Below are 24,029 nucleotides of genomic sequence, written 5' to 3'. Positions count from 1 at the left end.
CCGTTTTCATAACAGCTTTTATAACTGCTACTATCACTGTTTCTTAAACAGGTAGTACTATTACTGTTACCAAGGTCGCGTGTTCAAGTATAAAAAGAAATTGTCGCTATAGGGCAAATATTGCGCTCAGTGCTATGCCGACTGGAAAGCTGATTTGAGCTTCCACTGCAGTGTTTGCCCCGCGTAAAACGGTACCATATCAGTGCCATCAGCTAGGGTTACTTGCTCGGGTACATCCCAATTTTCTTTCACTAAGGTCATCGTTGTTGTGTTGCGAGGCAAACCATAAAAGTCTGCACCATAATGGCTGGCAAACCCTTCAAGCTTGTCTAGCGCTCCTAGCTGCTCGAACACTTCAGCATATAGCTCTATGGCAGACCACGCGCTGTAACACCCTGCACAACCACACGCATTCTCTTTTTTGTGTTTGGCATGAGGCGCTGAATCGGTGCCTAGGAAAAACTTCTTGTTCCCGCTGGCGACCATATCTCTTAGCGCTTTCTGGTGGGTATTTCGCTTTAATACGGGTAAGCAATAATTATGTGGACGCACACCGCCTACTAATAAATCGTTGCGGTTAAGCAATAAATGCTGAGGCGTAATAGTCGCGGCCACAAATTCATTGGACTGCGCAACAAATTCGGCAGCATCTGCTGTAGTAATGTGTTCAAACACCACTTTTAGCTCAGGGAAAGCAGCGGTAATTTGCGTTAAATGGGTATCGATAAACACCTTTTCACGGTCAAAAATATCAATGTGATTTTCTGTCACTTCTCCGTGAATAAGTAGCAGTAAACCCTGCTCCTGCATGGCTTCAAATACGGGATACAAGGCTTTAATACCTTTTACTGCAGCATCGGAGTTAGTGGTGGCTCCAGCGGGGTAAAGCTTACACGCTGTTACCCCTGCTTTTTTCGCATCGACAATATCTTGCGGTGATGTTTCGTTAGTGAGAAACAGTGTCATTAGAGGTTCAAAGCTACTGCCGGCAGGACGCGCTGCATCAATACGCGCTTTGTAGTCCATCGCCATTGCAGCATTAACCACTGGGGGCACTAAATTAGGCATTACAATAGCGCGCTGAAAACATCTTGCCGTAGCTGGAACAGTTTCAGCCAGCATCTCATTGTCACGGAAGTGAAGATGCCAATCGTCAGGAGTAGTGATGGTTAACGTTTGCATGCCTAATTCTCTCATTTCTTTTCAGGGTTTTGGGATTTCTACAATTTATTGTTTACTTACATTCTCTATACACTGAGGTTTTCATGTCATAAAAATCCTCAGCGCTCATAGCTCATACATAAGAGCTTGGTCATAAGTGCGCTAACGTGCTTTACGTCAGTGGTAAAGATGTATTATCTATGACTTTTTCGTGTACGCCGCAATAATAACGATACGGGTGCCGTTGACCTTGCCTTCAATATGTAACGGGTTATCACAAAGGCTGATCCCCCTTACCGGTGTACCACGCTTGGCAGTGAAGCCTGCACCTTTGACGTTTAAGTCTTTGACAAGATGCACGTTATCTCCGGTTTTAAGCGCAGTGCCATTACTATCTAATGTAGCATCCCGCTCTATAAGGCCTGCTTCGGCCCAGGTCTTAGCGTCGTCATCGAGATACATCATATCTAGCGCATCTTGCGCCCACGCTTCGGTGCTTAATCGAGACAACAATCTATAGGCGACCACCTGCACCGCAAGCGTTGTCGACCACATTGCATCGTTAAGACAGCGCCAGTGCACGGGGTTAAGTTCTGCTTCACCCTCTAACTGAGCACGGCAAGTATCACAAGTTAAAATAGCGCACCCTGCGGTGTCGTCTGGTGATTCAGGTACCATATAAACCTCAGTATCAGAGGTGGATTTACATAGTTCGCAAGCATGATCAGCTCTGGTTATAACGGCGTCTTGAAGCACAATTTACATCTCAAAAATAAACTGTGTGCAATAATAGCATAAATTGCTCATCAACACGCCCACTCGAGGTGAACTTCAACAGGTCCTTTAAGCGTTATTTTCTAAAGTTCTTGTCTAACGTTATTCTCTAAAGTGCTGCGTTTTGATCTACCCATATGAGTTTGTCGGTGTCGTAGCCCGCATTTTCAGCAAACGTCATTAGTTCTGCGATGGTCGCATCTGGCAATGTTTTCGTTCTCGCTAGCAACCATAAATACTCTCTATCTGGGCCGGTTACTAATGCGTATTGATAATTTTCCTTATCAAGCTTCATCACGATATAGCTGGCGTAAAATGGCCCAAAAAATGACACTTTAAGGTGCGCAGTGGTGGGCTCATCGACGAAATAAGCGGTACCCTCTGCTTCCTCCCATTCACCAGCTTCTTCAGAATACCCGCGGTTGATAACCTTCACGCTATCATCATCTCTCATAGAGTAAGTAGCCGTAACACGGGAAAGCCCTTCTTCGAAACTATGATCATAACGGGCAAGCTCATACCATTGCCCGAGGTATTTGTTGAGATTAAAACCGGTGATGGGCGTCACGCCATCGGGCACGCTTGTGCAGCTCGATAGCAGCACGCAAAGAAAGGTAACAAGTGTTAGATTTTGTAGAAAGCGCATACTAATTTCCTGATTTCATACGTATTCATAGCATTAGCGTTAATGCCGTCACTTTATTTATTGATACGTCGCTTTTAAAAGGCCTGCAACAGCGATATCGTAACTGATGCGGCACAGTGTATACGTCACAGCTTTTTTGAAGAACACCTTTTTTTAAGATGAGGGTTAAAAAGCATATTTTGGAGAACGCACTTTTGAAAGGCAACGCTTTGAGTAATGATATGAGTTCCGATATGAGTACCGATTTGAGAAGCCATGCTAGTAAGGGCATGCAAGCACATTTCCCATCTGCCAGCAGACTCGTTTACGGCTGCATGGGCCTAGGCGGTGGCTGGAACAACAACCCAGTAACGTCAGACCACATAAACGAAACACATGCCATTATCAATAAAGCGTTAGAGCTAGACATCAATGTATTTGATCACGCAGACATCTATACGTTTGGAAAAGCAGAGCAAGCCTTCGGTGAGGTGCTAAAAACATCGCCCACGTTACGGGAAAAGATGATTATCCAATCAAAATGCGCTATTCGTTTTGAAGATGACTTAGGTCCAAAGCGCTACGACTTCTCGGCAAAATGGATAAACACATCGGTGGAGGGAATTCTGTCCCGTCTACATATCGAGCAAATTGATGTGCTTCTGCTTCACCGTCCAGACCCACTTATGGAGCTTAATGAGGTGGCTGAATGTGTGGCATCACTTCAACGGCAAGGTAAGATTAAACACATTGGCGTGTCTAATATGAACGGACATCAAATCGCGTACCTACAGTCTGCGCTATCAACGCCTATTGTGGCCAATCAGCTTGAAATGAGCTTAGGCTTTAGAGAGTGGGTAGAGGACGGCATAACTACCAATAGCACTGCCAATCGCCAAGTTGGCTATGCATCGGGTACGGTTGAACACTGCATGCTAAACAATATTCAACTGCAAGCATGGGGAAGTATTGCCCAGGGTCGCTATACAGGTGCCACCACAAACAGTGACACTGACAAGAACACCGCAGAACTCGTAAAACGATTAGCGAGTGAGTACCAAACTACCCCAGAAGCTATTGTATTAGGTTGGCTTATGAGGCACCCAGCTAGCATACAGCCTGTACTTGGCACCACCAATATTGCAAGACTAGCAGCATGCAAAGAAGCGGATAACGTTACGCTATCTCGAGAACACTGGTATGCGCTTGTAGAAGCTGCTCGCGGCCAGGAAGTTCCTTAACACCAAAGCCACAACGCAGTGGCGTTGCCGTCAACGCCGCTGTATTTCATTACATACTTAGCGCATTCTTTGCGCAAAGGGGGTTGCTATGCTAAACGGGTTTCATCACGTTGCTATTATTTGTAGTGACTACCCGCGTTCAAAACATTTTTATACCGAGATATTAGGGTTTAGCGTTATAGCAGAAAATTATCGCGAGGCTAGAGACTCTTACAAATGTGACCTTGCACTTGCCGACGGCAGTCAAATAGAGTTGTTCTCATTCCCGAATGCACCAACTCGGCCTTCTAGGCCTGAAGCGCAAGGATTAAGACACCTCGCGTTTAAAGTAGGCAACCTAGATGCAGCCATTCAAAAGCTTACGGACAAAGGCGTAGAATGTGAACCCATTCGCGTAGATGAATATACTGACAAACGCTTTACCTTCTTTCAAGACCCCGACGGCTTGCCGTTAGAACTCTATGAGGTGGCACTTTAAATAATCATGCTATAACATTTTAACTTCACGTTGAGGAAAGGGTATTTCTATCTCCGCCTGGTTAAGGGCGTCGAACACGGCTTTATTCAGTGCATACCGAATTTCAAAATGGCGGGTTGAAGGAGCTAACACCCGTATGCCAATATTAATACTGCTGTCGCCGAAATTGTCTATACCGATAGAGTGCGTCTTGTCTGAAGGAACACCGTCCACCGACTTTACTGCATCTGTCACTACTGAAAGCACACGGTCTACGTCACTTGAATATGCTACGCCAACAGACAGTTCAATAAGCATGTTGTCAGCAGAATTATGCAGCACTTCCCCCACAATCAGTTTATTAGGAATTTGAATAGTGACATTATCTTCATCGATAAGCAGGGTGTAAGGCAGCATTACTTGGTCTACCACCCCCGAGACGCCCTGCACTCTAATAGTATCGCCAACAACGAAAGGACGCGTAATAATAATGGTAAAGCCAGCCGCATAGTTCGCTAGCATTCCTTGAATGGCTAGCCCAGCACCAAGGCCCACAGCACCTATGGCCGCAATTAACGGCGTCACGCTTATTCCAATATTGCCCAGCGCAATAATGATCACGATACCGAGGATAACTAGCTTACTGGCGCCTCCTGTGAAGCGACTTAGCGTAATATCAATATCTCGATTAATCATCACGCGCTCAACAACACCACCTATTTTTGCAGCTAACCACCAGCCCACCAAAAAGATAACCAGAGCGCCAAACATCTGAAAACTGTAGGTGACGGCAAATTCTACCAGGGTGTCGTAGAGTGCTTGGGCTTGTTTGAGTTCGTCCATAGGAGAGAAAAATGCATCAATGGTTGAGATGTGCCGAGGATAAACAACATTGAAACGACATACAATAAAATGAGGACTCTAGAGCGTGTGGGTAACCTGAAGTTTCTACGCAATTAGAAACGGACCAAATGAAAACACCCCCAGTTATTGGAATGTCCAATGACTGGGGGTGTTTCATAATATCCAAGTTGTCGTGTTGATGAAAATTTAATTTACGGCGTTAATTGCTGTATTCAGATGCTTCAATTTCGGCCAGGCGCTTTTGCGTTGGATTTTTAACAAAGTTATACACCATGCCGATAAATAAAATAGCGGCAAATGCCGTTGCAACCATAAACCCATACTTGGCGTCGCCACCGTTAGCATCACTTACCAAGCCCATTATGAATGGTCCAGCTGCGGCGCCTGCTGCGGTGAAGAAAAGAATAACCCCCGCAACACTGCCGTGCTGGTGTTTGGGAAAACAGCTTATTCCTTTGGAATTAAAGGTGGGGTAGATAACCGACATGAAAATACCCGTCAACGGGAATAGATAGAGCGCCACTTGCTTGCCACCCATTAGTCCAACACCAAAGCAAAGCACAATGCCCCCACTGAATAACATCAATACGAGTGCCCAATTAAAATGCGACATCATCCAGATACCCACAAAGCGACCCGCGGCTCGTAAAATGAAAAATGCCGTTACCGAGTAAATTGCTAAGGTTTGGCTGACGCCTTCACTGTAGCAGTCATAGGTTGCTCGAAGTGTAGAGGCATCACATACCAAATAGCTAGGCATCCACACGTATATTGCGCTTTCCGCAGCCACGTATAAAAATGCGCCCACAGAAAAGCCAAAAGCGTAGGGATTTCTTACAAGCGCTAAACTTTGCAGTACTGAAACCTGCTTTACTTTCTCACTTTTTTCACGGGTATAATTTGGGTATTTTACAAATAGTGCGCCCACAATTAAAACCGTGCATACACCACCTGCAATAACATAAAGCCACTGCCACGCCACTCCTTGATGGATTAAGTAAGCGACGATTAACGGCCCTACAATTGCGCCGACGCCAAAGAATGCCTCAGCACCGTTCATCGTTGAAGTATGCTGTTTTGTAGACGAGGAAATATCCCCAATAAGTGCAAGCGCTCCGGTTTTAAATACGCCCACCGCGACGCCAGATAAACTCATCAGGCTTACAATAAGCAGAAAATCATCAGCGACCAAAAAGCTATAGCACGCCACACCAAAAATGGCTAAACCCATAATAATAGTTGGCTTTCTACCTATTTTGTCGGCTAAAAAGCCCAAGAATAGGCCTGATAACGCTATGCCCAACATAGGAAGGGAGTGCATCAGGCTCGCTTGCGCATTAGTGACAGAAAAAGCCACCTTCACTTCCTTTATAATTTCCCCTACCGAATCTGATGTCATGGCGAACATCATAAACATCAGGTAGGTTAACCATCTTATAATTCTGCTATTTTGATCCTGATTGGACATAGTGCGTCTCGCATCAATACTGCTATTTAAGCCTAAAACCAAGCTAATTTATGTTATTCGCTCGTCACCGTCTAAACGTACTAGATTATTTGATGAACAAAGGCGTAAGTTTATTTGATAAAATAACTTAATCGTTTAAGATAAAAGTTAACAGAATTTAAAATCCCTGTAAACTCGTTAATTCTTATCTTTCGTTTAACGCAACAGGAAAAACGGATTTGCGTATCAATTTGGAACCACTTATGAACTATGCTGCTGACGTTAGTGTTTGCCTAGACCGCATTTTGGAATCTACCGATCTATCGGGCCTCACGAAGAAGGACGCGACGTTATTTACACGACGTCTTGAAGCGCATTTTCCTTCGCTCTTTGAAAAATACACCTGTGTGTATGGCCACCAATACGATTGCTACTATCATTTACAAAAATTAGTAGAAACGTTAAGAGATGGTATTAAGAAAAGAAAACCTGCCCTTAAAAAACTTGATGAGACCAGGCTTAAATCACCGCTGTGGTATCGCGACGAAAAACAAGTAGGTTTAGCATGCTATGTTGACTTAATGGGCCCTACCCTTAACGACCTACACGACCGCATTCCCTATTACAAAGCACTAGGTATTACTTATCTTCACCTGATGCCACTCTACGACGCACCTGCTGGCGACAGCGATGGTGGTTATGCTGTGTCTGATTATCGCAAAGTAAACCCAACGCTTGGCACCACAGCAGATTTAGAAAACCTTGCTGACGCCCTGCTCAAAGAGGGAATTAACCTGGTACTCGATTTTGTGTTCAATCACACCTCTGACGAGCATCGCTGGGCAAAAGCCGCGCTTGAGGGTAAAAAGCAATATCAGAACTATTACTACGTTTATGATGATAGAACCATACCCGACCAATATGAAACCACGCTAAGGGAAATATTTCCTCAGGTTCGTCGAGGAAATTTTACCTTCAACGAACAGATGCAAAAATGGGTATGGACTACATTTAACAGCTTCCAATGGGATTTAAATTACAGTAATCCAGAAGTCTTTAATGCCATTACATCTGAAATGCTGTTTTTAGCTAATATAGGCTCTGCAGCCCTTCGCCTAGATGCCCTTGCATTTATTTGGAAAGAAATGGGGACTAACTGCGAAAACCAAGATAAGGCCCACGTTTTAATTCAAGCGTTTAATTGCTGTTTAGAAATAGCGGCGCCTGCGGTGGTATTTAAATCTGAAGCGATTGTGCACCCCGATGAAGTCAACAAATACATTGGCGAAGACGAATGTAAGTTGTCATATAATCCACTTCTTATGGCACTACTTTGGAATAGCCTAGCAACCAGAAAAACCAGACTACTGACTCGCTCAATGCAAAAGAGCTTTGCTATTTCTGATAATTGCACTTGGGTAAATTATGTTCGCTGCCATGATGATATTGGATGGACCTTTGACGATGATGTGGCACAAGAGCTTGGTATTAACGGCAATGATCACCGCTTTTTTTTAAACCAATTCTTTACCGGACGCTTTGAAGGCAGCTTTGCTAACGGCGTGCCGTTTGCAGAAAACCCATCGAATGGCGATTGTCGCGTTTGTGGGTCACTCGCGTCTTTGTGCGGACTGGAAAGTGCGTTACATAACAACGATACAAAGGGCATTGAAGAAGCCGTCAACCGTATGTTGTTACTTTACGGCATTACGTTCAGTATTGGTGGTATAGCGCTATTGTACTCAAGTGATGAGATTGCAAAGCTTAATGACTACAGCTATCGCGATGACGTGACTAAGCAACACGACGACCGCTGGGTAAATAGAATAGCCGTTACCCCTAAAGACACTGCACTGGCCATGGAAAAAGTACAGCGTACGCTAAGTCCTCAGGAAGATGCGAGCTTAAAGGTATTTAAGGGCCTTCAACACATGTTGGCAATTCGTAAAACCCATGCTGTATTTGGTAAAGCGCGCACATACATTTTAGAAGCTAGCAACCATCACTGTTTTGCATTTTTAAGAGAAAATGAAAACGGCGAAAAGTTATTAGCAGTAAGTAATTTCAGCGAACACGTACAGCAAGTTGATGGTGAGATACTAAGGACGCTTAACGGCAAATCGTATAAAGACTTATTATCTGACACTACCTTTAAAGGCGATGAGACGGTAATCACACTTCGCCCTTTCCAACAGCTCTGGATTACCCGCTAAAGGTATTCTCACCTTATTCGCCGCATTAACTATAATTGGGCGTACAATAAAAGCGCTGCAGACACCGCTGCTGTGCTTTTATTATTATACATAGCAAATACTTACCTTTTCTTAATGACTTTTTAAGGCAAATATCGCCAATACCACTATACTTTAACGTTGTGAGGGCCTTAGTTTAATGACACTGCGCTAGGAAGCGCTACCGCTAATGTCGCTTCTCACTGTTAAACTTCTGAAAATTGATTCATTACTCAATTTTTGTGCTTCGAGTAACCGGGCACGCAACGGAAATATCACGTTAAGCGTGAAATATGGACATCATTATGGGGAAAGAAAAATTATGCATGGCGAAAGCGGATTGGAATATATGTGCCCACATTGCGGGGCAACAAACACGGTTCAAATTGGTATACTTAAAGACATGTATACCGAACAATTTGACTCCTGCTCCGGCTGTAAAAAGTACCTGAGTTTAACACCCGCTGACGGCGTTGGCGGAAAGATAAACTTGGTCATTGACGCATTAGAGCCCGATTTTCGAGCCAGATAAATCCAAAAGACAAATTCAAAAACTGTATTCACAGTATAAATATGAAAAAGCCGCGTAGTTAACACTCTTATGGAGCAATAACTACGAGGCTTTAAAAGCTGGCTAAGAAAAGAAGCTGCGTTTCAAGTCGTTATCGGTGAGGAACTGACCGCCCAGCGCTGACGTTTTGGTATACGAGTTTGTATCCTTGATACCTCTCGCCTTCACGCAATAATGCGTAGCGTTAATAGACACCGCCACATCATCTGTTCTTGCTAGCGTTTGTATAGCAACTAATACTTGCTGCGTTAATCGTTCTTGTACCTGCGGGCGCTGGGCAAAAAAGCTAACAAGACGATTTATTTTAGACAAACCAATGACGGTATCTTTTGGTATATACGATACAGTCGCAGTGCCGTCGATAGTCACAAAATGATGCTCGCAGGTACTCGTTAGGCTAATATCAGATACTTGCACAGGCTGATCAATCTGCATCTTGTTCTCAATGGCAGTGATTTTAGGAAATTTTCTATAATCTAAGCCACCAAAAATTTCATTCACATACATTTTTGCAATGCGCGTTGGCGTGTCGCACAAGCTGTCGTCCGTCAAATCTAGACCTAGCGTTTCCATTACGTCGCGCATGGCACTGGCAATACGCGTGCGCTTTTGCTCATCGCTTAGGCCGTTAGGCACCATAGGCGTTTCTAAGCCTTTCGCTTCTAATACGCTTCGTACACGCTGCGCTGATTCAGATATAGAGGGATCGAGTGCGTCGCGCACAATTACCGCTTCTTTTGCTAACATTGGATTATCCGTATATAACTTCTTTTTTTAACTTCTACGCACATCAATGCGTTACAGATCGACTAGGCTAGTAAATGACTTTTTTTTAATATAGTTGCCAAGTTATGTACCAATGACACACTATTTACGTATTCCCTTACATATTAACTATTTAGGAAAAAACATTGGCCTCACCCATACTTATTACAGGCGCTAGTCAGCGATTAGGACTGGCTATGGCAGACAGCTTGCTCGAAGAGGGTAATGCCGTTGTCGTAACCTACAGAACACTGCGACCCACGATAGAAAAACTAAAAGACAAGGGCGCAGCCGCTATTTATGCAGATTTTAGCACTGAGCAGGCTATTGATCGAGCAATTGATGATATTAAGGCAGCAAGCGAAAGCTATCGCGCAATCATTCACAACGCCTCCGATTGGGCACAAGAAAAAGACCATGACGATAAGCACAGCTTGTTTAACCGCATGATGAATGTCCATGCCCTCGCACCCTACCGTATTAATCTCGCCTTAGCCCATTCGCTTTCAAATCAAGATGGCTTTAGCGACATTATTCACATGACAGATTATGTGCAGGATACGGGCAGTGAAAAACATATGGCCTATGCAGCCAGCAAAGCAGCTTTGCACAACTTAACGCTCTCTTTTGCAAAAAAACTAGCTCCCCACGTAAAGGTAAATAGCATTGCCCCTGCCCTTCTCATGTTTAATGAAGATGATGACGAGGCCTATAAACAGAAAGCATTAAAGAAATCCTTACTTGAAACGGTACCTGGTGCACAAGAAGCAGTAAAAGCTATGCACTATATACTAAACAGCGACTACATCACCGGACAAACCCTGCATTTAAATGGCGGTAGGCATTTAAAATGATGTCAAGGCTCAGAATAACGAGAAAAATAGTGTGTTAGATGCTTTTTGTAACATGTAGCCAATGCCGTAAATTTATTAGACTCAGTGTTGGTGGGACTGCACGGTACAGTTATACTTAGCCTTTCACTGTTTACTTGGATGAACTATGCAGGGCACACGCACTATGGCGCCAGAATGGCATGATGCAGACGCTATCATGCTGGCATGGCCTCATGCCCAGACCGACTGGGCACTATGGCTTGAAGAAGCCAGAGACACCTATCTCAACGTCATAACTGCAATAAACCGATATAATGCAGGGGTAATATTACTGTGTGCACCTGCCGATATCGACGACCTCACGGCGCGCCTTGCACCTGATGCAAAGGTACTAATTGTACCTGCCACATATAACGACACCTGGGTGCGGGATTATGGGTTTATAACCTGCTTAGATAGCGAGAAGAATGGCTCTCCAGTGGAATTTCGCTTTAACGGCTGGGGCAACAAATTTTACGCTGAAGACGACAATCTTGCCAATCAGCGATACCTAGCCGCTCTGTGTAAATCGGTGTTAAGAAGTAGCCCTATTGTTGCCGAAGGCGGCGCACTTGAAATTGACGATCAAGGGCATTTGCTCACCACTGCACAATGCTTGTTAAACCCAAAACGCAATGGCGATATGTCATTGTCTTCCTATGCTGATGCGTTCAGCGAAATATTGGGATGTAGCAAGGTTACCGTATTGCAACATGGACATCTTGAAGGCGATGACACCGACGGTCATGTAGATACGTTGGTACGATTTACGCCTAATACAGGCCTAGTCATTCAAGCGTGTGATAATCGCCCTGATGACAGTCACTTTGAAGGGTTGAAGGCACTTTGCGACGAATGCGCCTGTGCACTTCCAGAGCATCAGCAGTACCGCTTACCGCTACCGCTCATCAACAACGAGGACGGCGATAGATTACCCGCCTCTTATGCTAACTATCTCATTTGCAACGGCGCTATTTTGCTCCCTATTTACGGGCAAGACGAAGACAAAGAAGCGATTAATGTTATTCAAAAAGCGTTTCCAAATTACATTGTTGAACCAATTGATTGTCGTGTACTCGTAAAGCAATACGGCAGTTTGCACTGTATTTCTATGCAAGTGCCAAAAAATACGCTGAAAGACGACATCATTGAGACATTAAGGAAAGGAGTATCACTACATGCCCCCAAATAAGTTAAAAGTGGGCCTTGTGCAGCAGGCTGTAAGCGATAACGACAAAGCGACAAATTGGAACAAAAGTGCTGAGCAAGTGGCTAAACTTGCCGAGCAAGGTTGTGAATGCATTTTGCTACAAGAACTGCACAGCACCTTATATTTTTGCCAGCAAGAAGACACCGACGCCTTTGATTTAGCAGAGCCAATTCCAGGACCGGCAACTCAATTTTTTGGCGAACTCGCTGAAAAACACAACATTGTTTTGGTAACTTCGCTTTTCGAAAAGCGTGGCTCAGGGCTTTATCACAATACTGCGGTAGTTTTTGATAGAAGTAAGGAGATTGCAGGGAAATATCGCAAGATGCATATTCCTGACGACCCCGGCTTTTACGAGAAATTTTACTTTACGCCCGGCGACACAGGCTTTGAACCCATACAAACCAGTGTTGGAAAGCTGGGTGTACTAGTGTGTTGGGATCAATGGTATCCAGAAGCGGCGCGCCTAATGGCAATGGCCGGTGCAGACTTGTTGTTTTACCCCACCGCAATTGGCTGGGATGTGAACGACACTGCCGAGGAGCGCACCCGTCAACATGGCGCGTGGGAAACCATTCAGCGCTCGCACGCTGTTGCTAACTCAGTTCCGGTTATCGTAGCTAACCGTACTGGCTTTGAAGCGTCACCTGTTGAAGGCGACCCAGGTATTCAGTTCTGGGGTCAGAGCTTTGTAGCAGGCCCCCAGGGTGAAATACTGGCAAAGGCTGAAGCAGAGGGTGAAACTACTCTTGCCGTTGAACTCGATATGTCTCGCACCGAAAATATCAAACGGATTTGGCCCTATTTTCGCGACCGTCGCATAGATGCCTATGATGACCTAACGAGACGCTGGCGCGACTAACCCCAATAAATGGACGTCAGAGAAATAAATGGACGTCAGAATGCATTTTTTCAAAGCAGCAGCAGCTTCTAAATTGTAATCTGACCCCATTTTTGTCGGGCCTGTGGTGTAAAAATGCTGTGTTTTAAATGCGATGCTTTAAACGCTATGTTTTAAAGATAATACCGTCGTACATCATAAACGTATTCCTTTCGTTTTTTGCCAGCAGTGCCAGCATCACCTCATCTTCAATGTCGAGGCCGCCGGTGAATTGACCAAACGCTGGCATAACAAATAGCTGACTCGTTGATATAAAACACTTTCCCGAGTAGCTCCTGCGTGAGATGGCAGTTCGCATTTTAGGGTGAAAATGGCCAATAATTTGCGCTCTAGTGCCAGTTTTTGTGCTGCTTTCTAAACTATTTTCTAAACCAGCTTCGGGCTCATGGCGAAACACCACATCATAAACTCCCTCTTTGTTAAGAAGTATCTCCTCAAGGGCTTCACCGGGGATGCCCTCTGGCAGGTCAGGATCGTGATTGCCCTCTACCCAGCTCCACTGTGTCACTTGCGATACTAAATTGCATAGAAAGGCGCGGTCTTCAGCTGTCATTCGAGCCATGCTGTGCTTGTCGTGAAAACTATCGCCTAAACTAATGACTCTTGCCGGCTGATAATCTTCAATAATACGCGCTAGGCGCTTAAGAGTTGCTTGAGAGTCTACACTTGGCAGCGGATTACCATAACTTCGTAAGTAGCTTCCCTTTTCTAAATGCAAATCTGACACCACCAGCCAGTCTAGCGCCGGCAAATACGCCACGCCTCTGGCATCTAGCACCCACAGAAGCCCCGCAAATTTGGTTATACTGAGTTTTCTTTTTGCTAACTGAGTCGTTAGCCAACTGTCGCTGATTGCCAATGAATACCTATTATTGTGTTTGCGAAAGCAGTGCGCGTACGTCTTCTAGCATGTTTTCAGCCTCAGCGTACAAATCTGCTTGCTCGATGATTGCCTGAGCCCCTGCGCCTTTTATTTGTTCACTGCGAACATTCAGCACAATAGGGATAGCCATGGGAGACACTTTTTCTAAATTGACCAAGGTCGCGCTATCAACATAGCGAATAAGCAGGTTTGCCAGCCTGGATAAATCTAGCAACTCTCTCTCTGCGTCCTCTCTCGCCACTTTTAATAAAATATGGTCAGTGTCGTGCTCACGCAAGGTGTCGTAAATTAAATCTGTCGAAAACGTTACCTGTTTCATGGTTTTTTGACTGGCGTGATAGCGCTGCTCTGTGAGCCCGCTCACTACAGCAACCTGGCGAAAAGAGCGTTTCAGCATAGGAGCCTGCAGCATCCAGTCTTCTAACTCGTCGCCCAATATATCGGGCTGGAATAAGCGCTGAAGCTGCTGCTGTGTAATTGGGTTCACCGACGCTATTGATAGCCCATAGTCAGTAACGCTAAAGCTAAGGGGTTTAATACTCATCTTTTCCATACGACGGGTTAACAACATGCCAAGGGTTTGGTTGGCCTTTCGCCCGTCGAAGGTATAATACAGTGTGTAATACGCTTGTCGAAATGGAAATTGCTCTACCAATACGTTGCCGGGCCTAGGCAGTTGAGAGAAAGCCTCTTGCAGGGTTAACCATTCTTGCACTTGTGTAGGCAGTGCTTTCCACTTCGAGCTATCAGCTAAAATCTCCCTCACGCCATCGGCTAAATACGTAGACAACGGCATTTGCCCGCCACCGTAACTTGGTATTTTAGGCTCTTTTGCCTTGGCAGGCTTCGCGTGAAGCTGCATATCTCTTATTGCTTCGTATTTAAGTACTTCCCCGGCAAAGTAGAATGTATCACCTGGGGTAAGCTGCTGAGCAAAATATTCTTCCACTTCACCAATAATCTTGCCCTGATTACCACGGCGTATTCGTTTAACTTTAAGACGGCCAGACTCCACAATTGTGCCAATGTTTTGCCTGTGCCGCTGGACCACGCGCCGGTTCGCTGGAGAAAACGTACCGTCGTCGTTTTCCAACAATCGCTGATAGCGCTCGTAGGCATTAAGGGCACTACCGCCATCTAATGTGAACTGCCATAGTTTATCAAAATCACTTCTGTCTAACCCTTGATAAGGGGTGGCGTTTAGAATTTGCTGGTACAAGGTGTCCGGTTTATCAGCCTGACTGCACAAACAATTCAAAATAAACTGGGGAATAATATCCAGCGCCCCCGAGTGCGGGGCATCGCCATCTAGCTCACCTTTGTTAATGGCAGCTATCGCAGCCTGACATTCTAGCGCTTCAAAGCGATTCGCAGGGACTAGCAGCGCTTCACTTGGTTCATCCAGTCGGTGATTCGCTCGCCCAATACGCTGCAATAATCGGCTTACCCCTTTCGGCGCCCCCACTTGTATAACCTTATCCACATTGCCCCAATCTATTCCCAGCTCTAGGGCAGATGTACACACCACAGCGCGAAGCAAACCGCTTGCCATCATAGCTTCGGTTTTGCGCCGTTGCTCTTTGCTTAAACTACCGTGGTAAAGGGCAATAGGCAGTGCCAGTTTGTTGGCTTCCCACAGCATTTGAAACAGCAATTCCGACTGCGCTCGGGTATTAACAAACACCAGCGTGGTTTTCGCTTTTTCTATTGCCTGGTAAATATCATCAATGGCATAGCGCGCCATAAACCCACCAAAGGGCATACGTGCTTTTGAATGCAGCATATCTACCTTGGGCTTCTCCCCTGCCTTTACTTTAACAATGTTGGCGGTACTGTTGCTGCCTGCTAGCCAGGCGCCGAGTGTTTCAGGGAAGGCCACGGTGGCTGATAAACCAATACGCTGCATGGCTGGCGATAAAATAGATAGCCGCGCTAACGCTAAAGACAGGAAGTCCCCACGTTTATTCGCCATTAAGCTGTGGGTTTCATCTACTATCACCCGCTTCAGCTTACCAAATAGTTTATCTGCATCAGCATAGCTCAGCATTAACATCAGCGACTCAGGCGTCGTTAATAATATATGCGGGGGCTTTTTACGCTGGCGCTGACGTTTGTGGGAAGGTGTATCTCCGGTTCGCGTTTCTGCGCTAATACCCAACCCCATTTCTTCAATAGGCTGCAGCAAGTTGCGATGGATGTCTTGGGTGAGCGCTTTTAGGGGAGAGATGTATAAGGTGTGCAACCCCGTAAAGTTTGACGTGCTCAGTAACGCATCTAACTCTACTAGACTCGGTAGAAAGCCTGATAATGTTTTTCCCGCTCCTGTGGGTGCAATAAGCAAAGTGCAGTCATGCTTGTCTTTTTCAACAAGCATATCCCGCTGATAATCGCGAAGCTGCCACCCTTTCTTTTTAAACCACTTGGCAAATACAGCAGGTACTGATTTCATTAATTAACTTACTTCCATTTTTTACTCGTTATACGCAGGTTACCCAGTTAGGTTTACCAGCAAGGTTTATTTGCACTGGCTGACGTCCTCAATCCTCATGCACTGACCCGTCCTTGCAAAAAAAAGAAGGCATTTAAATAAAAGCATTTAAATAAAAGCACTTAAATAAAAGTTCTTAAATAAAAATACTTTAACGAGAGAGCTCTCACCTTGCTGTTGTAGGCAGCTCTTTTGACGAACTCTTGTGACGAACTCTTGTAACGAACAGTTATAACGAACTTCTGTCCTCCATTGTTGCAGTGCACTGATTTCAGAACAGCACCGTAACGATATCGTCATGAAGGTGTCAATTAACTGTCAAGTTGGTTGGTTAGGGTGTTTTCACACCAAATGACTATTTGAGCATTTCAATGATTAAGGCTCCTCACTTCAGAAGCGTTTTTATCTCAGATACACACCTTGGCAACAAAGACTGCAAAGCAGAATTTCTTCTTCACTTTCTGAACAATATGACCTGCGACAGGCTTTACCTAGTGGGCGATATTGTAGACATGTGGTCGATGAGCAAACAGTTTCGTTGGCCAGATGCACATAATGAAGTGATACATAAAGTTATCCAGCTTAGTCATGAATCTACAAAAGTCATTTTTCTACCGGGCAATCACGATGCCCCCTTACAAAAGTATTCAGGAATGCAGTTTGGCGATATAGAGATAAAACGCCAATACGTGCATGAAACCGCAGCGAACAAACGCTACTTGGTGTTGCATGGTGACCAATGTGATGGTGATGTGACTTTAGGCCGCTTTCACGCCTGGATTGGCGATAAGGCCTATGATGCGCTGCTATTTGCAAACCGCTGGTTTAACCTGCTGCGAAGCTGGAGAAAACAAAGCTATTGGTCGTTAGCAGGCTACATCAAGCAACGAGTGAAAGGCGCAAATAAGGCCATAGCTCGGTACAAAAACGCCACTACCAAGCGGGCGAAAGAGCTGCAGCTTGATGGCGTCATTTGCGGCCATATTCACCACCCAGAGTCAGATATGGTGAATGGGATTCATTATGTGAACGACGGCGATTGGATAGAAAATTGCTCTGCGCTAGTTGAAGACAACGCTGGAAACTTGCAGCTATTAGACTGGGTTGTGTATACCAAACAAGAAACGGTGTCTGAACTAGACCTTAGACACCTCGATTCGAAAAATAAGGCGGCGTAATGCGTGCGTTACCCGAATGAATGCATCTGAAAGACATTAGCCATTGAAGAAACTTAAGCGGTATCAGTACGAGCGCTATGCCGTACTGTGTAAGTTGGCATATCCGAAAGAATTTGACTATTCATCACTGGGCTTTTCAGCCCATGAGCACCATGCTGTGTGCGATTCACGCGGCACCGTAGTGGCACGCATTCTCTGTCGCCCAAACAAAAAAGAAGTTATCGTGCTGTTTAGGGGCACCCAATCCATTCGAGATTGGTTACTTAATTTTTGCATTTTCCCGAGTAAAGCAAAGGGAAAGTTTAAAGATAAATCAACGCACAACGGCTATGTTCATTTTGGCTATCAGCTTCTGCTCAATCAAAAAAGCCAGACTAGGATCCCCTTACCTGCTGACAGTAAAAAAACCAGCGTAACGCTCAGTATATATGAAGATATCGAGGCCAAATTAGCGCCGCTTATTGAGTCAGGTAAACGCATCACACTTACCGGCCATTCGTCTGGTGGAGCCATGGCGGTTTTAGCAGCGCAGCGCCTTGAATTGGCATTTCCCAAAAGCGTACGCCGCGTTGTCACCTTTGGACAACCCTCAACCAGCTACCGTCGATTCTACAAGCATTACTTACTTCATCACCGCACATTTAGAATCGTATGCGACCTCGATATTGTCACCTTTCTTCCGCCTATTCCAGGGTTGTTTAAGCATCTGGGGCGCTCGCTTTGGCTGCATAACGAGCGTGTATACGACAACGCCAAGCCTATATGGCGGCTATATCGGGTTATTTCTCAGTGGCTGATTTCCCCCATTTCATATCACTACATGCATAAATACATTCGCAACAAAGACTTCTTCGATAAACATTAGGGCCTGTTGGTCGTAGTAAAAAAACCGAGCTGTAGGCTAAGTGGTCGCTTTATCTTTTTTGTCGTATTTACATGTATTGTAAATACTGAGGGAAACGTTGCCTGTGCATCCATCAACATGGTTAAAAACTGATAGTACTGGCTTGTACTGCGAACCGGGTGAGTTTTACATCGACCCCATGACCGAAGTAGACACAGCGTTAGTGACTCACGGCCATGCTGATCACGCGCGGGCCGGACACCATACGGTTTATGCCAGCGTAGAAACCTTAGCCATTATGCAAACTCGCTATGGCGAGGATATGGCCGAAAAGCAACACTCAGTGACATTGGGGAAAAAACTCACCTTTAATGATGTGACGGTAACTTTTTATCCCGCGGGCCATATATTAGGCTCTACGCAAATACTCATAGAATACGGTGGCTACAGCGTGGTGGTATCTGGCGATTACAAAAGGCGTCATGACCCCACTTGCCCGCCCTTTCAGGTGGTACCTTGCGATGTGCTTATTACTGAGGCCACTTTTGGACTGCCTGTTTTCGAACACCCACCCATTGAGAACGAAATAGAGAAATTGCTTCACTCGCTGAGGGTATTTCTCACTCGGTGTCACCTGGTAGGCGCCTATGCCTTAGGCAAGTGCCAACGTTTGATTATTGCGCTAAGAGAGGCAGGCTACCACAAACCTATTTATCTGCATGGAGCTCAGTTGAAGTTATGCGATTTATACCAACAGTTTGATATTGACCTTGGCGAACTTATTCCCGTCTCGCAGGTTGACGATAAAAAAGAGCTCGCGGGAGAAATTGTGATTGCTCCGCCTTCCGCATTGGCAGATAGATGGTCGCGAAGTCTTCCTAATGTGCGCACGGTGATGGCATCGGGCTGGATGCAAATTCGCGCCCGCGCGAAACAGCGAAATGCCGAACTCCCTCTTATTATTTCCGATCATTGTGATTGGCCTGAATTACTTAGAACTATTGAGGAAGTTAACCCGAAAGAGGTGTGGGTGACTCACGGAAGAGAAGATGCGCTGATGTATCAAGCTGAAAAGATGGGGTTTAAAGCCCGCGCATTGTCATTGGTAGGCTATGACGAGGAAGAACAAGGAGGTGATTAATGGAGGCGTTTAGTAACCTGTTAGAGCAGCTGTACTTTACCGCTGGAACGAAAGCGAAAGCGCAGCTTATTGCAGACTATATTGAAAATACGCCCGACCCAGATAGAGGCTGGGCAATTGCTGCCATGGCAGGTACCCTGCGATTTGATTTTTTTAAACGTAATACTGTGAAAAAATTGATTACCGAGCATACCGACCCTGCCCTATTTGCGATGAGTTATGACTATGTAGGCGAGGTGAGCGAGACCGTTGCGCATCTATGGCCGTTCAATAGCCCTGTGTCACCCTTACCGTCTCTTCACAGTATTGTAGATACCTTCGCTACTATTTCTAAACAGAAAGTGCCTGCAACGCTGGCTGAATACTTAACCATGATGACACCGCCCCAGCGCTGGGCACTATTGAAATTAGGTACTAGAGGGCTTCGCATTGGCGTATCAGCACGCTCAATAAAGCAAATATTGGCTAACTACGGCAACAAAGATATTAAAGAGATCGAAACCTTATGGCACGCTGTAAACCCTCCGTATACCGAGCTGCTAAAGTGGTTAGAAGGCAATGCTGACAAGCCTGATATTGAAAATGCCGTCACGTTTCATCCCGTCATGCTTTCTCATCCCATTGAAGACAATGATATCGACACCTTTGATGCCAGCCTTTGGCAAATTGAAAATAAGTACGATGGCATTCGTGTACAGCTTGCGGTGAATACTGAGCTTGCTGGCAAGGACAAAGAAAGTAAAAAGCCCGCAGCCAATCCCACTGATGAACAAGAGCGCGAAAAGGCGTTGTTCTCTCGAACTGGCGACGATATCAGTCACTCATTCCCTGATTTATTGGACGAAATGAGCGGCAATATGGTGCTCGATGGCGAGCTATTGGTTATTCACAATACCGAGGAGGCCAGTGCGAGCGCATCAGATATGGCCAGCAGTTCGTCTGCATCAGAACCTATCGTTGATACGTTTAATGCGCTGCAGCAAAGACTTAACAAGAAAAAGCCAACCAAACCCTTAATGCAGTCAAATCCGGTCGGGCTTATTGTTTACGATGCACTTGTACTAGAGGGAGAAAAGCTGACTTCCTTAACATTGGAGGCTAGGCGTAAAAAATTAGCCTCTTGGTTTGAGCAAAAAAAGCCGCCTCGGCTATTTTTATCTAACACCTTACGTGCATCATCGCCCGAAAATTTACGCGCCCTTCATAACACGGTTTGCGACAACAGATCCGTTGAAGGGCTTATGATTAAGCGACTCGACAGTACATATGTGCCCGGTCGACCTAAAGGCCAGTGGTATAAGTGGAAGCGAGACCCTTTAGTGGTGGATGCGGTGATCATGTACGCGCAGCGAGGACACGGAAAGCGTTCAAGCTTTTATTCAGACTTTACTTTTGGCGCATGGGAAGGCGAGCAATTATTGCCTATTGGCAAAGCTTACTCAGGGTTTACCGACGAAGAATTGAAAAAATTAGATAATTGGGTGCGACGCAATGCGGTTGGCCGGTTTGGTCCGGTAAGAGAAGTGAAAAAAGAGCTGGTTTTTGAAGTCGCTTTTGATGCAGTGCACCCTTCTAATCGTCATAAATCGGGCGTGGCCCTTCGCTTCCCGCGAATTCATCGGATACGCTGGGACAAGCCTGCGAATGAAGCAGATACCTTAGACGCACTTAAACAACTGATAGAGCGTTAATTAAAAGAGCCTGTTACGCTACTGCGTAACAGGCTCTTTGTTGCATTGCTTGGCGCTTTAAATATTCTGCGCTTAACTCATGTGGCGCTTAGCCTATTTAACGCTTAGCTTGCCTATCGACTTAGCCGCTATTTTCGCTGTTACATTAGCTATTTTGCTATTTCGCGATATCTTGCTGAGTAGGCAATGCACTAAACGCGCCGTATTGAGTTACGGTAAATGCACCACAGCGAATAGCAAACTCAGTGGCCTCGCTTACATTTTCAAAACTTGCCGCCCAGCTATCAAATTCGTCAGCATTTTTAACTTTGGTTGATAGGTAATAAAGGAACCCACCGATAAAGGAGTCGCCTGCCGCCGTTGTATCTTTAACCTCCATTTTGGGCGACGCTAACGTGCCGCTAAATGATGTCGTAATGTAGTGAATAGGCTCACCGCCGTCAGTCACCAATACCACTTTTACGCCGCTCTCAAGCCATTGTTGTACTTTTGCATCAGCATTTTCTGCACCGTATAGCTCGTCGAGCTCTTCACGGCTTGCCTTTAAAATAGAAACCCGTTTCGCTGCCGCATCTATTCTTGAAGGTGCATTAGCCGTGTCGTCCCAAAATGCAGGGCGGTAGTTGATATCTAAACACGCCATCATGCTCTCTTGGCGCGCCTTGTCTAAAATAAACTCTGTACCCGGTATTAACTCTGGACCGGCAAGAGAGCCTGAGCAAAAGTGCAGTACCGCATCTTTATTACAGTCGATAGTAGCCAGGTCTTGCTCGGTAATATGTTTATGCGCTGCATTATCCACATAAAAGTCGAACGAACGCTCACCGTCTTCATCTAGGTTCACAAACGCTAATGCTGTATTGCCTTGTGAGGTAGTCCATACAAAATCGGTATTAACTTTATAATGCTCAAGCATTTCTTTTAAAAAAGCGCCAAAGGTATCATCACCCACTTTTGATACCATAGCACTGCTGCCACCAAGCTGAGCAACTGCCACAGCAACATTGGCTGGCGCACCACCTGCATAGGGTTGAAAGGGCTTCATTGCCGGTATGTCACCGTCTTTTGGCGCCGCACCTTGGCTTAACATATCGATAAGTACTTCACCTAAACATAATATTTTCATACCAGCCTCACTCTATTCGTTATACATATAACCATAGTGCACACTATACATATCGCACTTTACGTTAATACGTCGTTAATTAGCTATTCAATTGGGCATAGTATTGTCTTTCCTTTCAATTAAATCAACCCAATTGATTTAATTGAAAAGAAAATTATCCTTTGGCTGAATTCAGGGGTTTATTTAGCTCTGGTGTACACCAGAGCTAAATACGCCTTAGTGACCCAGTTCAATTTATGCGTTACATTCTTGCTTAAAAAGGTGCTAAGCGGAGTCGACCTTTTGATTACAAGCATTGTTAATACTCTCGATGTAAGTACCTTTATTTTACTCAACGGTAGCACTGAACAATAACGCGCAACGTTTTTAATAATTCTTATTGAAGAATAACTTTTACACTAGAGAGCAAGTTAACTATGGCAATACATTTAGCAGATAATCGTTCGGACAATGAACGGACTATCATCTCGCTGATTACCAAGCATAAAGAGCTACCCAAGGCACAAATTGCTGAATTAACTGGTCTTTCTGCACAATCTGCCACGGTAATTATTAAAAAGTTAGAAACCGACGGTTTGGTATTACGCAATGCGCCAATTAAAGGAAAAGTAGGGCAACCAAAGGTGCCTTTCAGCCTTAATGCCGACGGCGCGTTTGGCCTAGGTTTAAAAGTAGGTCGACGCAGTTTTGAGATGACCCTTATAGATCTTTGTGGAAATGTACGCGCTACCGTCAAAGAAAAGGTGGCTTATCCAACGGTTGATACCCTTATGTCGTTTACAGAACGCGCTATTAACATGTTGACGAAAAACATTGCTGCTGACCATTTACCCCGAATTCGCGGATTAGGTGTGGCCATGCCCTTTGAAATTTGGACATGGGCAGAAGAAGCTGGGGCACCCAAAGAAATGCTAGAGCAATGGAAGCAATTCAACCCGAAATTAGCACTAGAATCTCTTGTTTCTTTGCCGGTATTCGTTCGCAATGACGCGGCAGCAGCATGCAGTGCAGAAATGTCATTCGGTAATGCTGCCCATTTCTCTCACTTTTTATATTTATTTGTGGGCACGTTCCTTGGCGGGGGTGTGGTCATTAACGACGCACTTTTCACGGGTAAATCAGGAAACGCTGGCGCGGTAGGTTCTTTACCATTTTTTAACGGCAATGAAGAACATCAACTTTTAACACAGTCTTCACTATATGTGTTAGAAAATACGCTTGATAATAGCGGCGCTGAAGGTAGGCAGATTTACAGCTCAACCGAGTACTGGAACATAAACGAGAGCGTAATTGATAACTGGGTTAACTCTGCAGCCCAAGGTCTTGCTTATGCAGCACAATGCGCAATGAGCTTACTTGACATTGATGGCGTTATCATTGACGGTGCGCTACCTAAGAGCGTTAAAACACGACTTGTTGAGCAAACAAAAAACGAAATTGCCAAAAGAGACATGCGAGGTATTACATCGCCGCGCATTATAGAGGGACAAGTGGGAGCAAAAGCTCAATCCATTGGAAGCGCAAACCTTCCTTTAGTCGCAAATTATTATTGAAGAGTG

The 24,029-nt window shown here is 45.1% G+C and carries 21 protein-coding genes; 12 read left to right on the top strand and 9 right to left on the bottom strand.

Annotated elements, in window-relative coordinates:
• Positions 1-132: 132 nt before the first annotated feature.
• The 3 genes from pyrC to V7R39_RS17020 form a co-directional block, all read right to left on the bottom strand.
• Complete coding sequence (gene pyrC / locus V7R39_RS17030; RefSeq protein ID WP_334032132.1) at positions 133-1,182, bottom strand: dihydroorotase; 1,050 nt, start codon at positions 1,180-1,182, stop codon at positions 133-135.
• Between the two features lie 177 nt (positions 1,183-1,359).
• Positions 1,360-1,920: a PhnA domain-containing protein gene (locus V7R39_RS17025; RefSeq protein ID WP_334032150.1), complete on the bottom strand. Its 561-nt coding sequence runs from the start codon at positions 1,918-1,920 to the stop codon at positions 1,360-1,362.
• Between the two features lie 124 nt (positions 1,921-2,044).
• Positions 2,045-2,581, bottom strand: coding sequence for a lipocalin family protein (locus V7R39_RS17020; RefSeq protein ID WP_334032130.1), 537 nt, complete (start codon positions 2,579-2,581; stop codon positions 2,045-2,047).
• A gap of 269 nt (positions 2,582-2,850) precedes the next feature.
• Between V7R39_RS17020 and V7R39_RS17015 the strand changes: the two genes are divergently transcribed.
• Both V7R39_RS17015 and gloA2 read left to right on the top strand, forming a co-directional pair.
• The gene (locus V7R39_RS17015; RefSeq protein WP_334032147.1) at positions 2,851-3,801 is read left to right on the top strand and encodes an aldo/keto reductase; all 951 of its coding nucleotides are present in this window, start codon (positions 2,851-2,853) and stop codon (positions 3,799-3,801) included.
• An 88-nt stretch (positions 3,802-3,889) separates the two neighbouring features.
• The gene (gene gloA2 / locus V7R39_RS17010) at positions 3,890-4,279 is read left to right on the top strand and encodes an SMU1112c/YaeR family gloxylase I-like metalloprotein (RefSeq protein WP_334032128.1); all 390 of its coding nucleotides are present in this window, start codon (positions 3,890-3,892) and stop codon (positions 4,277-4,279) included.
• Positions 4,280-4,288: 9 nt separating this feature from the next.
• Here the strand turns inward: gloA2 and V7R39_RS17005 are convergent, their stop codons facing one another.
• A complete protein-coding gene (locus V7R39_RS17005) occupies positions 4,289-5,101 on the bottom strand; it encodes a mechanosensitive ion channel family protein (protein ID WP_334032127.1) in 813 nt (270 codons plus the stop codon).
• Between the two features lie 220 nt (positions 5,102-5,321).
• Entirely contained in the window at positions 5,322-6,539 is a 1,218-nt protein-coding gene (locus V7R39_RS17000) for an MFS transporter (protein WP_334032146.1), read from the bottom strand.
• 293 nt (positions 6,540-6,832) lie between these two features.
• On the opposite strand from V7R39_RS17000, the gene V7R39_RS16995 reads away from it, so the two are divergent.
• Both V7R39_RS16995 and V7R39_RS16990 read left to right on the top strand, forming a co-directional pair.
• A complete protein-coding gene (locus tag V7R39_RS16995) occupies positions 6,833-8,782 on the top strand; it encodes an alpha-amylase family glycosyl hydrolase (protein ID WP_334032126.1) in 1,950 nt (649 codons plus the stop codon).
• A gap of 340 nt (positions 8,783-9,122) precedes the next feature.
• A complete protein-coding gene (locus V7R39_RS16990; protein WP_334032125.1) occupies positions 9,123-9,332 on the top strand; it encodes a hypothetical protein in 210 nt (69 codons plus the stop codon).
• 102 nt (positions 9,333-9,434) lie between these two features.
• Here the strand turns inward: V7R39_RS16990 and folE are convergent, their stop codons facing one another.
• The gene (folE, locus tag V7R39_RS16985; protein WP_334032124.1) at positions 9,435-10,118 is read right to left on the bottom strand and encodes a GTP cyclohydrolase I FolE; all 684 of its coding nucleotides are present in this window, start codon (positions 10,116-10,118) and stop codon (positions 9,435-9,437) included.
• A 164-nt stretch (positions 10,119-10,282) separates the two neighbouring features.
• Between folE and folM the strand changes: the two genes are divergently transcribed.
• The 3 genes from folM (at position 10,283) to V7R39_RS16970 (ending at position 13,080) form a co-directional block, all read left to right on the top strand.
• Entirely contained in the window at positions 10,283-10,990 is a 708-nt protein-coding gene (gene folM, locus V7R39_RS16980) for a dihydromonapterin reductase (protein ID WP_334032122.1), read from the top strand.
• A 145-nt stretch (positions 10,991-11,135) separates the two neighbouring features.
• Positions 11,136-12,200, top strand: coding sequence for an agmatine deiminase family protein (locus V7R39_RS16975; protein WP_334032121.1), 1,065 nt, complete (start codon positions 11,136-11,138; stop codon positions 12,198-12,200).
• Positions 12,187-13,080: a carbon-nitrogen hydrolase gene (locus V7R39_RS16970; protein ID WP_334032119.1), complete on the top strand. Its 894-nt coding sequence runs from the start codon at positions 12,187-12,189 to the stop codon at positions 13,078-13,080. The genes V7R39_RS16975 and V7R39_RS16970 overlap by 14 nt, the downstream gene beginning before the upstream one ends.
• A 145-nt stretch (positions 13,081-13,225) precedes the next feature.
• Here the strand turns inward: V7R39_RS16970 and pdeM are convergent, their stop codons facing one another.
• Positions 13,226-13,978, bottom strand: coding sequence for a ligase-associated DNA damage response endonuclease PdeM (gene pdeM / locus V7R39_RS16965; RefSeq protein WP_334032118.1), 753 nt, complete (start codon positions 13,976-13,978; stop codon positions 13,226-13,228).
• A 10-nt stretch (positions 13,979-13,988) separates the two neighbouring features.
• Positions 13,989-16,451, bottom strand: coding sequence for a ligase-associated DNA damage response DEXH box helicase (locus tag V7R39_RS16960; protein WP_334032117.1), 2,463 nt, complete (start codon positions 16,449-16,451; stop codon positions 13,989-13,991).
• A gap of 413 nt (positions 16,452-16,864) precedes the next feature.
• On the opposite strand from V7R39_RS16960, the gene V7R39_RS16955 reads away from it, so the two are divergent.
• From V7R39_RS16955 to V7R39_RS16940, 4 genes are all read left to right on the top strand, one after another.
• Positions 16,865-17,668 (top strand): UDP-2,3-diacylglucosamine diphosphatase, encoded by an 804-nt coding sequence (locus tag V7R39_RS16955; RefSeq protein ID WP_334032145.1) that lies wholly within the window; start codon positions 16,865-16,867, stop codon positions 17,666-17,668.
• A gap of 43 nt (positions 17,669-17,711) precedes the next feature.
• The gene (locus tag V7R39_RS16950) at positions 17,712-18,533 is read left to right on the top strand and encodes a lipase family protein (RefSeq protein ID WP_334032115.1); all 822 of its coding nucleotides are present in this window, start codon (positions 17,712-17,714) and stop codon (positions 18,531-18,533) included.
• A gap of 103 nt (positions 18,534-18,636) precedes the next feature.
• Positions 18,637-19,653, top strand: a complete 1,017-nt coding sequence (locus V7R39_RS16945; protein WP_334032114.1) for a ligase-associated DNA damage response exonuclease — start codon at positions 18,637-18,639, stop codon at positions 19,651-19,653.
• Entirely contained in the window at positions 19,653-21,344 is a 1,692-nt protein-coding gene (locus V7R39_RS16940) for a cisplatin damage response ATP-dependent DNA ligase (RefSeq protein ID WP_334032113.1), read from the top strand. Before V7R39_RS16945 ends, V7R39_RS16940 begins: the two co-directional genes overlap by 1 nt.
• A gap of 157 nt (positions 21,345-21,501) precedes the next feature.
• On the opposite strand, the gene V7R39_RS16935 is transcribed toward V7R39_RS16940, so the two are convergent.
• Positions 21,502-22,470, bottom strand: a complete 969-nt coding sequence (locus tag V7R39_RS16935) for a carbohydrate kinase family protein (protein WP_334032111.1) — start codon at positions 22,468-22,470, stop codon at positions 21,502-21,504.
• A gap of 416 nt (positions 22,471-22,886) precedes the next feature.
• Between V7R39_RS16935 and V7R39_RS16930 the strand changes: the two genes are divergently transcribed.
• Entirely contained in the window at positions 22,887-24,023 is a 1,137-nt protein-coding gene (locus V7R39_RS16930) for an ROK family transcriptional regulator (RefSeq protein WP_334032110.1), read from the top strand.
• The last annotated feature ends 6 nt before the right edge of the window (positions 24,024-24,029 follow it).

Source organism: Alteromonas sp. P256, from assembly GCF_036864455.1.
Classification (GTDB): Bacteria; Pseudomonadota; Gammaproteobacteria; order Enterobacterales; family Alteromonadaceae; genus Alteromonas.
Note: the sequence above shows the minus strand (reverse complement) of the source record. Positions and strands in the feature narration are given on the sequence as shown.